Origin of the sequence: Umboniibacter marinipuniceus (assembly GCF_003688415.1) — a bacterium.
GTDB lineage: Bacteria > Pseudomonadota > Gammaproteobacteria > Pseudomonadales > DSM-25080 > Umboniibacter > Umboniibacter marinipuniceus.
This window is the reverse complement of sequence record NZ_REFJ01000001.1, coordinates 764,153-777,807: the sequence shown is the minus strand read 5'-3', so window position 1 is coordinate 777,807 and position 13,655 is coordinate 764,153. Positions and strand designations below refer to the sequence as shown.

Sequence of the window (13,655 nt, the reverse complement as noted above, 5' to 3'; positions counted from 1 at the left end):
ACGCTCGCCCCCTATAAAGAACATCGCCCCTACACAAACATCGCCCCAAATCACAACACCTAGCCAGTAACGTGACGCAGCTCACATTTAGTATCAAGAACTAAACAAATGATTGAATATGCAACTATAGACTCCTAAATTTGATCACATTCCACTAATTTAACCCAAGAAAACGGTAGATCAAAAAATCGTTAATGATAAGGAAAGAGAGTTTATGAGAAAGATTAATCGTAACCCCTTAGCTCGAATGCTTCAGCGAGTGCACGCAGCACATATTGAAGCTGAGCGCACAGGAAAGGATAGCTCCGAGATACTCGCGAAGGATAAGGAAGTTCAAAAGCAGGTCCACAAGCAGACTGTGGAGCGGAACGAGCGACGCAAGTTTTTACAGCAAGCAGGCTTAGCCGCGGGCGCCGTTGCCGCAAGCTCAGCAACCCCTGCCATGGCGAATGTGATCAATAACGGAAATCGCCCGAACAAAAAGCAGCCTAAGATTGTCATCATTGGCGCCGGCGCAGCAGGTGTTCGAACCGCTCACCGCCTTCGTCAATATAACATTGAGGCAGACCTCTATGAAGGCAGCGACCGTTTAGGTGGCCGCATGCATTCAAGCTCAACCGCCTTTGACGGCCGCGTTATTGAATGGGGTGGCGAGCTAGTGTCAACAGAGCACACTGCACTTCGTAACCTTTGTAACACCTTGAGTATTGGTCTTGAGGATGCCAACAAGCTTCCGGATGGAATGGAAGAAACCTACCTCATCAACGGTAAGCTCTATAATGAGCATGATCTTGACCGTGAATGGCAAGGTGGCCTTTACGAACTATTTAAGCGCGACCAACAGGCAGCGCCTTGGCAGCCAACTTGGGACGTCAATACGGCAGCGCACCAAAAGTTTGACTGGATGAGCACTGAGCAATACCTAAACGATGCGGGCCTAGGCAGCAATAACTGGGCTCACCAACTAATGATGACTAACGTCGTCTCTGAATATGGCCTAAAGGATGATTGCCCTGCACTCAACCTGATTTACACCCTAGGCTGGACTAACCGCGGTTCGGGAGGCCTTCCTTTAGCCGGTACCGATGAGCGTTTCCATATCGTTGGTGGTAACAACACGGTCATCCAAAAGATGGCGGATCAAATTGGTCATGATCGCATCCACACTGGCAAGAAGCTTGTTGCCGTGAATGGTAAAGCGCAGGGCCCATACTCGCTGACCTTCGAAGATGGCAGCGTTGTGGACTGTGACCGCCTCGTTATGGCACTGCCGGCTTGGAAGAACCGTGACGTTCAGTGGGACCCACGTATTCTTGCGGGCATGCATCCGAAGCGTGTTGAAGCACTGCAGAATATTGCTGGCGGCGACAACGGTAAGATCCATGTTGAATTCGACACGAAGATCTTCAATCAAACGCAAACCATCAACGGCCAGGAAGTTCACCAGTCAGCGATTTCTTACTCAGACCCTGACGAGTTTGTCACCACCTGGGAAGGTAACCCAGCAAGTGATAGCGAAAAGGGTATTCTGGTCAACTACACCGGCGGTGTTCGCGGTAAGAACTTAGGCGGGAGCGAAATCTTCGGCGCCGCGGGCAGCCAGGATGTGAATCGCCTTCTCAATGATTTCGAGCAGATCTGGCCTGGCGCGCAAAATGCCTTCACTGGCAACGCCATTGTCTCTAACTGGTATGATCATCCGTTAGTAAATGGTTCGTTTACCTCTCCTCGAATTGGTCACTACACCTCTTGGTGGGGCGCACTCTTCGAAGACGAAGGTAATCTAATGTTTGCAGGTGAAGGAACAGACCGTGAAACCTGGGGCTTCATGGAAGGTGGTATTGTCTCGGGTGAGCGCGTTGCGACTTACATAGCGCAGACTAATTAATACCGCTTTAACCCATAAAAAAAGGGAAGGCTATTAGCCTTCCCTTTTTTATAACCCACCCAGATGAAGCATGTATTACCGCACCCAGGCCAAGTTACTTAGCACTGTACCAATACGAAGTTGCTTAGTACCGCCCCCAGACCAAATTGCTTAGTACCGTACCAATACGAAGTTGCTTAGTACCGCACCCAGACCAAGTTCCTTAGTACCGTGCCACGTTGACGCTTTTACTATCCAGCCAAAACGAATAGATGGTGCTTTTTCTTACCTAATTTCACCATCAAGTATTTACCGTGCATTGCCGCGTTGGCGTTTAACACGGATGCAGGCTCAGCATTCGCGCTCGGTTCTACCGCCACGCCATTAACAATCACCGCAGCACGCCCCAGCGCATCTTTCACCTGCTTGCCTGAATTTGCCATTCCGGCATCCACCAGCAGCGCAATTAAGCTCTGATCGTCGAAGCTCGCAGCCGTTAACTCAGAAGAGGGCAAGCCGTCTTGGCTTAACTGCTCGAAGTCCGAGGCATCTAGGCTACTCAAATCACCACTAAAAAGGGCTTCAGTAATACGCAATGCGGCGTTAAGCGCTGCTTCACCATGAACTAACTGAGTCACTTCTCGCGCTAACACTGATTGAGCTTCTGGACGCCCCTGACGAGCTTGATCTTCCGCTTCAATCGCGTCAATTTCAGCAACACTTAGGAAAGTGAAGTACTTGAGGAACTTATATACGTCCGCATCGGCAGTGTTAAGCCAGAATTGGTAGAAAGCATATGGAGAGGTTTTCTTCGCATCCAGCCAAATGGTACCTGATTCGGTTTTACCGAATTTAGTACCATCAGACTTGGTCACTAACGGTAAGGTTAGACCGAATACTGATCCTCGGTGCATACGGCGAGCTAGATCAATCCCACCCGTAATATTCCCCCATTGATCCGAACCACCAATCTGCAGTGTGCAATCGTGGCGCTGATACAACTCAGCAAAATCGTAGGACTGAAGCAACATATAGGTAAACTCGGTAAATGATATACCTGCACCTTCGCGGTCAATGCGCTGCTTTACCGACTCTTTGTTGATCATATTATTGATGGAAAAGTGCTTGCCCACATCACGAAGGAAGTCGAGGACGTTAAGGTCTTTCGTCCAATCAAGGTTATTCACTACCAAGGCCGCTTTTTCTTCAGCGTCAAAGTCAATAAACTGCGACACCTGCGCTTTCAGCCTATCAACCCACTGGGATACCACCTCAGCGGTGTTAAGCTGGCGCTCTTGAGCCTTGAAGCTCGGATCGCCAATAAGCCCCGTGGCACCACCCACTAATGCAATGGGTTTGTGGCCCGCTTCCTGAAAACGCTTTAGTGTTAACAGTGGCACTAAGCTACCAATGTGAAGTGAATCCGCAGTTGGATCGAAGCCACAGTAGAGCGTACGCATTCCCGTGTTAAGATGTTCATGCAGAGCGTCATCGCCTGTCATCTGATTGAGTAGACCGCGAGCTGCTAAGTCGGCTAAGAGAGCATTGCTTGGATTTGACATGGGGATTGTGTTACCTAATCGTTCAATTTCAAGCTTGCAAACATACCGTATATGCATTTAATTACAAGCCATTACTAGGGTTACGCGCCAAGTTTTGATATAAACGGTTAGAAAAAGAAGTATCTGAGGCAAACATGACAACAAAGAAGCGCCGTCCGCAGGCTGTTCGCAATAAACAACGGTCCAAATCAAGCCGTACTGGTCCGTCATTATTTGCGCGCGCGAAGCACGCTTTCAACACCATTTACTGGCAGAGAATTCAAGCTGCCTACCGTCTTGACCCAAAACGATTCTGGGTTATCTTCAGCTGTTTGCTCGTTGTAGGATTACTGTTCAATTGGCCTGACTCAGCGCCCGATAGCAGTAACGACGGAAGCATGCGCACCATTGTTATCCAGCCAGGCTCTGGCACTGACTCGTCACCGGCTACTATCACTGAAACCACTGACAGCAGCACGGAGCGCGAAAATTCGCCTAGTGAGCTCAATGACGAAGCGGCCGAAAACAATCCTATCGGCACACCTCCTGTGGAAGCGGCACCCGATTCATGGCAGCGATTTAGCGTAGAAGACGGCGATAACCTATCAAAGCTTTTTTACCGGGCAAACCTCTCCGATAGAGACGTTTACCTATTCACTAATCAGGGTGGCGAGATCAATCAGTTTACCGATTTGAATGTTGGCCAAGAACTGTGGTTCGACATTCAAGACGGGCACGTCATGCAAGTGAAGCTAATCTATGATCAGCTGAATTACTTAATGGCCACGGTTAGCCCAACGGATACGGAAAGCTACGATGTTGAGCTGGTAACACTTCAGCCAGACATTCGTTATGAAAGCGCCTCGGCAACTATTAGCAACTCCTTGTTCCTCGCTGCAACGCGGGTGGGCATCTCCGACCGCTTGACCATGGAACTTGCCAATATATTCGGTTGGGATATCGATTTTGCCCTAGATATTCGTGAGAACGATCAATTTAAAGTAGTGTACGAGAAGCTATATCTGGATGGTGAATTTATTGGTGACGGCGATATCGTCGCCGCGAGCTTCGACAATCGAGGGCGCCACCTTCAAGCAGTGCGTTACACAGATACCAATGGCGATACCGCTTATCATGCGCCCGATGGCCGAAGTATGCGCAAGGCTTTCCTGCGCACACCAGTCGACTTCCGTAGAATTAGCTCACATTTCAACCTTAATCGCCGTCATCCCATTCTGCATACTATCCGCGCTCACAAGGGCGTTGACTACGCAGCGGATCGTGGCACGCCCATTCGCTCAGCCGGCGATGGCCGTGTTAGTTTCGCCGGCGTTAAAGGCGGCTGGGGTAATGTCATCATCATTCAGCATGGCGAAACCTACAAAACACTGTATGCCCACCAGAGCCGTTTTGCGCGAGGGATTCGCGAGGGCTCGCGCGTTAGACAGGGACAGGTAATTGGCTACGTTGGTTCATCCGGCTTAGCCAGTGGCCCTCACCTACACTATGAATTCTATGTCAACGGCGTAGTGCGTAATCCCGTCACCGTAGACCTGCCCGAAGCAGAACCAATTGGCGCCGACGAATTTGAACGTTTTAGACTGCAAACAGCTGGCTTGCTTGCCCTGCTTCAGGACGGCGCAGCGGTCGAACAACAAGTTGCGGTAGCGCCGTGAAACGTTTCATTGGGCTCATGTCAGGTACTAGCCTGGATGGGCTCGATGTTGTTTGTGCCACCTTTGAAACGCCGTCTAAATGGGCCATTGAATTCGCCCAGACCTATAGCTTTCCTGCACCGTTAGCAAAACAACTCTCTGCGCTGGCATCCGAACAGGACAATCATCTTGAATCGATGGCCACAGCGGCCATTCACTGGAGCGAATTTGCCGCCGAGTGCATTCAACAGCTGATCGCCGAGCAGCAACTTTCCGCCGCAGAGATCACCGCCATTGGCAGCCATGGCCAGACTATTCGCCATCGTCCAAATGCCAGCACGCCATTTAGCCTACAGATTGGCTGCCCAAGTACGCTGGCGCATCATACTGGTATCACGGTTGTCGCCGACTTTAGAAGTAAAGACATAGCCGCTGGAGGTCAGGGGGCGCCGCTAGTTCCAGCTTTCCATGGTGAGTTATTCCAAGGCAATAGTTGGCTAACGCTAAACCTTGGCGGTATTGCTAATATTGCTTTTCGAGATGAGCATCATCGCCTTGTTGGCTATGACACGGGTCCAGCCAACATTCTTATCAATCATCTCTGCCAGAAGTATTTCGATTCCGAGTTCGACCGCAATGGTGATATCGCGCAACGTGGCGAAGTTCACTCCGGGTCTTTGAGGGTACTGCTTGAAGATCCTTACTTTAAGCGCCCAGCGCCGAAGAGTACGGGCCCCGAGTATTTCAACCTCGATTGGTTGGGTCAACACGGCGTAGCGCTTAGCCCGGAGGATGCTGTCGCCACAGCTACTGAACTCACTGTTCAGAGCATCGCTTCAGCGCTCTCAGTATTACCTCAAATTCAAGACATCTGGGTATTTGGCGGCGGGGTAAAGAATGACAGCGTGATACAGGGGTTGAAACACGCTTTGACGAAGACGAATAGTTCGGCGGTGATCCGCAATACGGGACAAATTGGCATTGACCCCGACTTTATGGAAGCGCTGGTTTTTGCTTGGCTTGCGCAGCGTTGTTTGGCGTCGTTGCCAGGCAATTGCTCGAGTGTAACGGGGGCGCAAGACAACGTTATTCTAGGTGGAATCTATCCCGCGGGATAATCAGTAGCCTCAAATTGGTGACACATCAAGCATTCGTTTAGAATTTACGCACACGAAGACACACCAATAGAATCGGGAACGGTAGGAATGGCCATTACTGGCCACCCCCCGCACAGATCCGTACGTACGCTACTAACGTATACGGCTCCTACCTCAGGTCTTAACGTAAAAGCGTTGATTGGGATGTAAGTGCACTATTCTCGGTGAGGGAATCCAATAGCGAACCACGGGGTCAAACCTGTCCCAGTTAAGTCGGTGTCGCTGGCTTCTTCGTCTTAGCGATTTGAGCCAACTCTTCTTAACCTCTTCAACAAATAGACTAAGCGCCCTACTATTAAACGGTACGCCATAGTAGTTGATATGGCCCTGAACCACTGACTTCAACCATTTCCCTGTTTTATGAGGGTTTTCGTGAAGTCTCCTCCTCAGTTCCATTCTTATTCGCTTGATCGATCCGTAAACCCGTTTACGCATGGTCTTTCTCATTACCGTGTATTCACCATTTCGCATTCGTCCCATGTAGCGGGTAAAACCCAAGAAGTCGAACGTTTCAACCCGTTTTAGATAAGGATAAGAAGCCAGGCACCAACCGGGCACAATACATGGTTAGTCAACTGAAAAAACTTTACGCTATCGAAGCCAAAGCGAAAGGATTGAGCAGTGACGAACGCTACGGTGTGCGCCAACAGGAATCACCGCCAGTGATTCAGGGCATCAAGGCTTGGCTCGAGAAGACCACACCGAAGGTACTCCATAAGAGCAAGTTGGGTGAGGCCCTGGCCTATGCACTCAAGTACTGGGAGCTCGCGACGTGCTACATTGAAAACGGCGACTGGCCCATCAACAATAATGCGGCTGAGAATGCGATTCGTCCGTTTGTGATCGGCCGCCAGAACTGGTTATTCTCGAATTCAGTGCGTGGTGCACAATCTTCAGCGCTGCTCTACAGTCTGATCGAAACGACGGCGCACTCATCGACGATGCGTATGCAGAGTTGCAAGCGTTGTATCCTGATGCGGTCAGTGTAGATGTGAGTATGGCTGGATTGTTGTGAATTTTAATATTTAAGCCCTTACATCATGGTACCGAGACAATTTTTGTATTACAGACCTGATATTCTTTCATTTGAACTAAACATAAGTTAGCACTACCATCTCATGGCAGGACATATTTTTTAATAAAAGGACTTATTGGATTATGAATAAACTGCAATCTTTAGCTGTATCTTTAATTTCCTTCTGTGTAATTTCGTGTGCCCACGCTAGAATAGGCTCCGTGGATTTAACAACTGCATACGTTAATTGTGACGACTGCTCTCCTCTTCAAGTCACGAATAAAGCAAACGCAGAAGCGCCGTATTACGGATTCGTCATAGTAATTGATGCCGTAAATTTCGAGATGTATAAATATCGGCGACTCTTTGGTGGTTCTGTCGTGCCTGTAGAATGGACTCAAGAGCAGAACAACGCACTCGCGGCCTATAAAAATGCTTACGGCCCCTTCGTCGATTTTTTTTCTAACTTACCCGCTTTTTTTCTTGTGGACGGTTCATTTGTCGCTGACGAAAGCGCTGCATACACCTATACAACTCCCAACATCTACACCCTTGCGCCGACATCCGGCTACGGCTACGGTGTTTGTACAGGTATTGACGCAACTGCTGAACCGGGCACAGTAGACCACCGCGGAGACGTACGAAACCCAAATTCTTGGAATGCGTATAATTTCCTCACCAATTCGAGCATAAGAAGTAAAGTCGAGACGGACATGTCACTTAATATCTCTGGATACGGTGATGCCATTATATCCTCTGCGGTAGGTGCTATTTCCAACTTACAGGTAGTTGGTATTTTGGCAAACCCTGAGATGCTGGCATCGTATTCAACTAATTCTTATTATTTTCCCGATGGAAGTCGCGTTAATCTTCGGTGGAATATGGATTTGCAGCGAATGGCGTACGTCCCTGGAACTGCCTACAACTGCGGCGGCGATAATATCTCTGACCCAGGTACTAACGGTGAAGAGAATGTCGTCTACGACTTCGAAAACCTCATGGCACTTGATCAACATGTTTGGTTTGCACTTTACAATGGTTACCAACTGAACAATCCGCAACGTATCAGGCAACATGTTGATACCGAGTGGTTCTATCGAGTCGATTTCGAAAATCGAATCATCCTCGATTTTTGCAGAAGAGATAAATACCGGGGCGCACAGGACGAAACAGGTTGCACAGTATTAAACATTCATTTCTGAACACTTTAGAGACGGTCGTTTGCAACCAGGCTGAACGACAATGCCATTCAAATGCGCTTCACAAAGAAGCGCTTATACTATCCATTGTTCACTGACCCACTATCCGATCATAGAACTACACTGCCTTCACCAAGATTGATTTAATTTTGCGCCCCTATACAATCGACGCTAGAACACAGGTACCGCACAGGGTCTGAAATGTGGTGCCTAAGAGGTACCGCAAAATTGATCTTACGTCGATTATCACAACTAAAACCCATTAGAATCAACGGGTTAGCAGTTTAGGACGTAATCACTCAGGATGAATAGGGGCTAGCAACGCGAACACGTGCGCTTACACCATCATGCTATATGGAGAAGCTCGCGCCGCAACCGCAGGTCGCCGTTGCCAGTGGGTTGTTCACCACAAATCGAGAACCCTGAAGACCCTCTTCGTAATCCACAATAGAGCCTACCAAGTAGGGGTAAGACATAGCGTCCAAGACAACCGTTACGCCGCCCACCTCAATTGGCGTATCATCCTCTTCTACCGCCTCATCGAAAGAGAAACCATATTGGAAACCGGAGCAGCCGCCGCCCGTTACAAAAACCCGCAGTTTCAGATCAGGATTACCTTCTTCTTCAACAAGCTCGCGCACTTTCGCAACGGTATTATCCGTAACGATTAGTGGTGTAGGTTCGAAGGTTTCAGCAACAGACATACATCGTCTCTCAACAAGTTTTGTGGACGGCGATTATGGACATAACCTAGTATTTTAGTCAACTAAGTTTATTCCGCTATCGAGTCGTCTTTTTGTGCTTCATCGCTCGCTTTAGCGGCCGGGGCCGGCAGCTGACCTTGATGCTCCTCATGAATCAGCGAACCATTAATCTGGGCGCCGCCAAGCATTTCTAGCATCCGATAACGTACATCCCCTTCGATGCGCGCGTCTGGTGCTAATTCTACCCGAACTGAGGCGTAAACATCGCCACGAACCTGACCATTAATCATCACTTCAGGAGCCGTGATATCACCCACGACTTCAGCACCTTTGACGATCATCACCGATGCGGTGTCCGCATTAGTGGCGCGCAAGCTGCCTTTTACCTTCCCTTCAACTTGCACTGCTCCGGCAAACTCGATATCACCCTTAATCTCAGTCCCCTGAGCAATTAGCGTAACGTGCGAGGCACTCTTTTGTTTTCTCATTCTCATTATATTTATTCCTCGATGACTACAGGCCATTCAACGGAGAGCAATTTAGGCTCCTCGCCACGGACCATCAAGCTTAATTCTACTTCTTTCGCTACCATACCATCCGGTAGCTGAATTTCCGTGACATAGCGTTGGAAATATCGAAAACTCAGATTAATCCTACCAATTTCGGCTCGTTCATACACCCCCTCCTCGTTGGTACTCACAAGATGAGCTACCAGTTCGCCACGAACAACTTGATGCTGGGTAGCCACTTGGTGCACCATCGCCGATAGCGTCCACGAGCCATCTAAGGCGGGCCGAAGCTCAGCGTTACCGAAGTTCACCCCGGAATTACTGCTGGAATCCATGAGACTGCGATAATAATTGACCAACTGCGATAGCTCTGAAACCTCAGCCTGAAGCTTAACCATTTCCTCACGTGATTGCTGATTGGCTGACTCGGCCACTGACCTAGCTAAACTAGCCGCCGCAGCGCGCTCCTGGGCTACCTGCAATTTAGCCTGCTGTTGCTCTAAGGTTGTTGTCAAGGTCGCCACGTGTTGTTGCGACTGAGTCAGCGCGGCATCTGAGGTCTGGTAGCCGGTAAAGAAAGCCAACATCAGACACGCTGAAATAATGACTAAATACACTATATACCGCCCCACCTCAGCCTTGAGCGAGCGAGCAGTCACTAAGGGCTTGAAAGGCTTTCTATTTCGTTTGATCACTGTCAGTGTCCTACGGCATCAGAGCTGCAGCTTCCAGCCCCTCATTTTCAGGAAGGCCAAAACGAATATTCATACACTGAATTGCCTGTCCCGCAGCGCCTTTGCAAAGATTATCAATGACCGACATGACAACCAAGGTGTTTCCTTCGGGCGCCCTGTTTACCGCAAGTCGACAGGTATTGGTGCCTTTAACTGAACGAGTCTCAGGGTGGCTTCCCGCGGGAAGAACATCAACGAAAGGCTCATCCGCGTAAGCCTCACTGTACACCTTCTGAACATCAATTTGACGAGTTAGACGCACGTAAATAGTCGCGTGAATACCGCGCGCCATGGGCAGTAAATGAGGCACGAAGGTCAGGTCAACATACTCGCCAGCCATATCCGACAAGCCCTGCTTAATTTCGGGAAGATGGCGGTGTCCGGTGCTTCCGTAGGCTTTGAATGAGTCATGAACTTCCGTGAAGAGGTTCGCTACCTTTGCACTGCGCCCTGCACCGGTGACACCGGACGCCGCATTGACAATAATATTGTCCAGTTCAATAGCACCCTGCTCTAGAAGTGGCTTCAGCCCCAACTGCACGGACGTTGGATAGCACCCCGGACAGGCAATAATATCTGCCGTACGAATATCTTTACGATTGAATTCAGGGAGGCCATAGACTGCCTCTTTTATAAGTGCTGGCGCACCATGCGGTTGCTGGTACCACTGTTCCCAAACCGCCTGATCGCGAATACGAAAGTCCGCTGAGAGATCAATGACCACTACATCGTGTTTGGCGATGTCCGTCATCATGGACTGTGCAACCCCATGTGGTGTAGCGAAGAAAACAACATCCAGTAAGCTAATTTTTTCCGCGGTGGGAGCTTCAAAAACCAGATCGCAGTGCTGGCGGAGATTGGGATAAAGCTCCGCTACGGGCTTACCTTGCTCTGCTCTGGAGGTGATCAGTACAACTTGAACCCCATTGTGGTTTGATAGAATTCTTAATAATTCAGCTCCGGTGTATCCCGTAGCACCTACAATTCCAACTTTAAGCACAGCAACCTCGAAATATTTCGCTTCTTATTTGTAAGCTACCCTTTATAATCAGGGGAGATTAATTTTAATGAGTCCTATCATAACGTGAGCACCGCTAATATTTTAAGCTTTTTCACACGAATGAGCGCTCGATTACGAGATGTTCAATCGTGGCCTCAGCTTTTAATATTTGGCCTCATCAGCGGTATAGCCTCTGCCGCTATTATCATTGCCTTTCGAAGTTTAGTCGACTATTCACTGTTAATTAGCAACAACACGGACACGCACTTCGCCGAATACAGCCGCGAAATCGCCGCGTTGATCCCATTAATTGGTGCCATATTGATTGGGCTGGTGTTCCATTTTGTGCCGAAAGATGCCCAAAAGGTCAGCGTTGGCTATGTATTAGAAACCCTCGCGCATCGTGGCGGCGTGTTTAGCTGGCGCAACACCTTCGTACAATTATTCGGTGGTGCCGCTGCCATCGCAAGTGGTCAAGCAGTAGGCCGAGAAGGTCCTGCGGTTCATCTCGGGGCCGCCACCAGCGCCGGGATTGGCCGCTGGCTTATGCTATCGTCACCCCAACTTCGCTTACTTGCTGGGTGTGGTGTGGCGGCAGCCATTGGTGCGTCATTTAATACGCCAATCGCGGGGGTCATTTTCGCTATGGAAGTGATTCTCATGGAATATACGGCCGCGGGTCTATTCCCCATCATTGTCGCGGCTACTTCAGCCACCGCACTATCTCGGCTTGTGTACGGTGACGATCCGGCATTTCTGGTTCCCGTCCTAACCAGCGTAGAAATGGACGATACCCTTTGGTTACTCCTCGGGGCCATTTTGGCGGGGATTATCTCAGCCGCTTTCGTCGCAATTCATCGGCGAGCACGCGAATATCACCATTACACACCTATCGCTCGCTTCACCTTCATCGGACTCATCACCGCTGCGGTGGTCTACTTTTACCCTCAGGTGACGGGTGTAGGTTATGACGTGGTGCAAGCCAACCTTGATGGCTTCTTACCTATTGCCCTGCTGGTTGGTTTATTACTTGGAAAGTTACTGCTAACGCCGTTGGTTACTGGCTTAGGGATGCCCGGCGGACTTATAGCGTCCACCCTGTTTATTGGTGCCTGCCTCGGCGGCATTCTTGAGCAGTTGAGTGGTGGCGGCGCCGATATTGCGGTTTCAAGCTATGTAATTATTTTTATGGGCACGGTGATGAGCGCGGTTCTCAATGCCCCCTTATCCGCCTTGACCGCCGTACTCGAACTGACCTACGCACCCGATGTACTCATGCCAACCATGGCCTCCATTGTGGTAGCCAATATTGTTTGCCGCGAAGTACTTAAACAACCCGGTGTATTCGAGCGCCCCGCCAAAGAACAGACACCTTGGCGAAGGTGGGCACTGGCTACGCCGGCAAGCCGGGTGATGTCACGTAAATGCAGCTCAATTCGGCTGGAGGATTTTCGCGACGAGAACCATTCCGCAACCCTGCTACAACAATTTAGCGAAGATAAACCAAAGTGGATTGTCATGACGCTCGCCGGTGAACCTATTCATGTGATGCGCCGTAATCTATTTGAACCACTGCTGGAAAAACATGATGGTCAATCGGACATCAGTTCAGCCTTACCAAAACAGAATATTGTGAACACTAACATTACCGCCTCCGCTTGGGATATCCTCAAGGGAATGAAAAAGCATGATGCCGACATCGCACTCGTTCGCCGCTTGCACGGTAAGCTGCGTGGCGAAGTGCTTGGTATCATCACTAAATCTGGCATCGAATCTAAATTTAAGGAATAGTCGTGACGGCTTATTTAAGTTACAAAGCGTTGCACCTCATCGCCATGGTTTGTTGGTTTGCAGTGCTGTTTTACCTACCACGTTTGTTCGTTTATCACGCCGCGGCGGAAGACGAAGTGGGCAGAGAGCGGTTTAAGATTATGGAGCGCAAACTCTATCGCGGCATCGGTACGCCATCAATGATTGCCACACTGGTGTTCGGCATTGCTATGTTGATGGTGAACCCCGCCTGGCTTCAACAGGGATGGGTTCATGCTAAGCTGCTGTTAGTATCATTACTCGTTATTTATCACTTCAGCTGCGGCTACTTCATTAAGCAGTTTGCCGCCGATAAAAACCAGCGTAATCACGTGTTCTTTCGTTTCTTTAATGAAGCACCCGTATTGGCGCTAATCGCCATTATATTTCTAGCTGTCATAAAGCCCTTTTAGCGCTGAAGGCAATGCCCATCGCACTAAATCTGGCACTTATAAACTCGGCTAG

Annotated in this window: 11 protein-coding genes and 1 pseudogene; 7 read left to right on the top strand and 5 right to left on the bottom strand. The window is 49.4% G+C overall.

The window, feature by feature from the left end; translation table 11 throughout:
- The first annotated feature begins 214 nt into the window (after window positions 1–214).
- Window positions 215–1,888 (top strand): flavin monoamine oxidase family protein, encoded by a 1,674-nt coding sequence (locus DFR27_RS03515; protein WP_121876058.1) that lies wholly within the window; start codon window positions 215–217, stop codon window positions 1,886–1,888.
- A gap of 230 nt (window positions 1,889–2,118) precedes the next feature.
- Here the strand turns inward: DFR27_RS03515 and tyrS are convergent, their stop codons facing one another.
- Complete coding sequence (gene tyrS, locus DFR27_RS03510; protein ID WP_121876057.1) at window positions 2,119–3,429, bottom strand: tyrosine--tRNA ligase; 1,311 nt, start codon at window positions 3,427–3,429, stop codon at window positions 2,119–2,121.
- Window positions 3,430–3,563: 134 nt separating this feature from the next.
- Between tyrS and DFR27_RS03505 the strand changes: the two genes are divergently transcribed.
- The 4 genes and pseudogenes from DFR27_RS03505 (at window position 3,564) to DFR27_RS03490 (ending at window position 8,437) form a co-directional block, all read left to right on the top strand.
- Window positions 3,564–5,084 carry a peptidoglycan DD-metalloendopeptidase family protein gene (locus tag DFR27_RS03505; protein ID WP_121876056.1) on the top strand — a complete coding sequence of 507 codons (1,521 nt, stop codon included), beginning with the start codon at window positions 3,564–3,566 and terminating at the stop codon, window positions 5,082–5,084.
- Window positions 5,081–6,181, top strand: a complete 1,101-nt coding sequence (locus DFR27_RS03500) for an anhydro-N-acetylmuramic acid kinase (RefSeq protein WP_121876055.1) — start codon at window positions 5,081–5,083, stop codon at window positions 6,179–6,181. The genes DFR27_RS03505 and DFR27_RS03500 overlap by 4 nt, the downstream gene beginning before the upstream one ends.
- A gap of 554 nt (window positions 6,182–6,735) precedes the next feature.
- Window positions 6,736–7,209 (top strand): annotated as a pseudogene (locus DFR27_RS03495) (IS66 family transposase); the annotation flags it as partial.
- 169 nt (window positions 7,210–7,378) lie between these two features.
- Entirely contained in the window at window positions 7,379–8,437 is a 1,059-nt protein-coding gene (locus DFR27_RS03490; protein ID WP_121876053.1) for a hypothetical protein, read from the top strand.
- A gap of 347 nt (window positions 8,438–8,784) precedes the next feature.
- Here the strand turns inward: DFR27_RS03490 and erpA are convergent, their stop codons facing one another.
- From erpA to argC, 4 genes are all read right to left on the bottom strand, one after another.
- Window positions 8,785–9,138 carry an iron-sulfur cluster insertion protein ErpA gene (gene erpA, locus DFR27_RS03485; RefSeq protein WP_121876052.1) on the bottom strand — a complete coding sequence of 118 codons (354 nt, stop codon included), beginning with the start codon at window positions 9,136–9,138 and terminating at the stop codon, window positions 8,785–8,787.
- Between the two features lie 68 nt (window positions 9,139–9,206).
- The gene (locus tag DFR27_RS03480; RefSeq protein WP_121876051.1) at window positions 9,207–9,632 is read right to left on the bottom strand and encodes a bactofilin family protein; all 426 of its coding nucleotides are present in this window, start codon (window positions 9,630–9,632) and stop codon (window positions 9,207–9,209) included.
- 5 nt (window positions 9,633–9,637) lie between these two features.
- Entirely contained in the window at window positions 9,638–10,264 is a 627-nt protein-coding gene (locus DFR27_RS03475) for a DUF6776 family protein (protein WP_147434510.1), read from the bottom strand.
- Window positions 10,265–10,352: 88 nt separating this feature from the next.
- Entirely contained in the window at window positions 10,353–11,381 is a 1,029-nt protein-coding gene (argC, locus tag DFR27_RS03470; protein ID WP_121876049.1) for an N-acetyl-gamma-glutamyl-phosphate reductase, read from the bottom strand.
- 120 nt (window positions 11,382–11,501) lie between these two features.
- Between argC and DFR27_RS03465 the strand changes: the two genes are divergently transcribed.
- Window positions 11,502–13,172 carry a chloride channel protein gene (locus DFR27_RS03465; RefSeq protein ID WP_147434509.1) on the top strand — a complete coding sequence of 557 codons (1,671 nt, stop codon included), beginning with the start codon at window positions 11,502–11,504 and terminating at the stop codon, window positions 13,170–13,172.
- A 2-nt stretch (window positions 13,173–13,174) separates the two neighbouring features.
- Window positions 13,175–13,603: a protoporphyrinogen oxidase HemJ gene (gene hemJ, locus DFR27_RS03460; protein WP_281269005.1), complete on the top strand. Its 429-nt coding sequence runs from the start codon at window positions 13,175–13,177 to the stop codon at window positions 13,601–13,603.
- The last annotated feature ends 52 nt before the right edge of the window (window positions 13,604–13,655 follow it).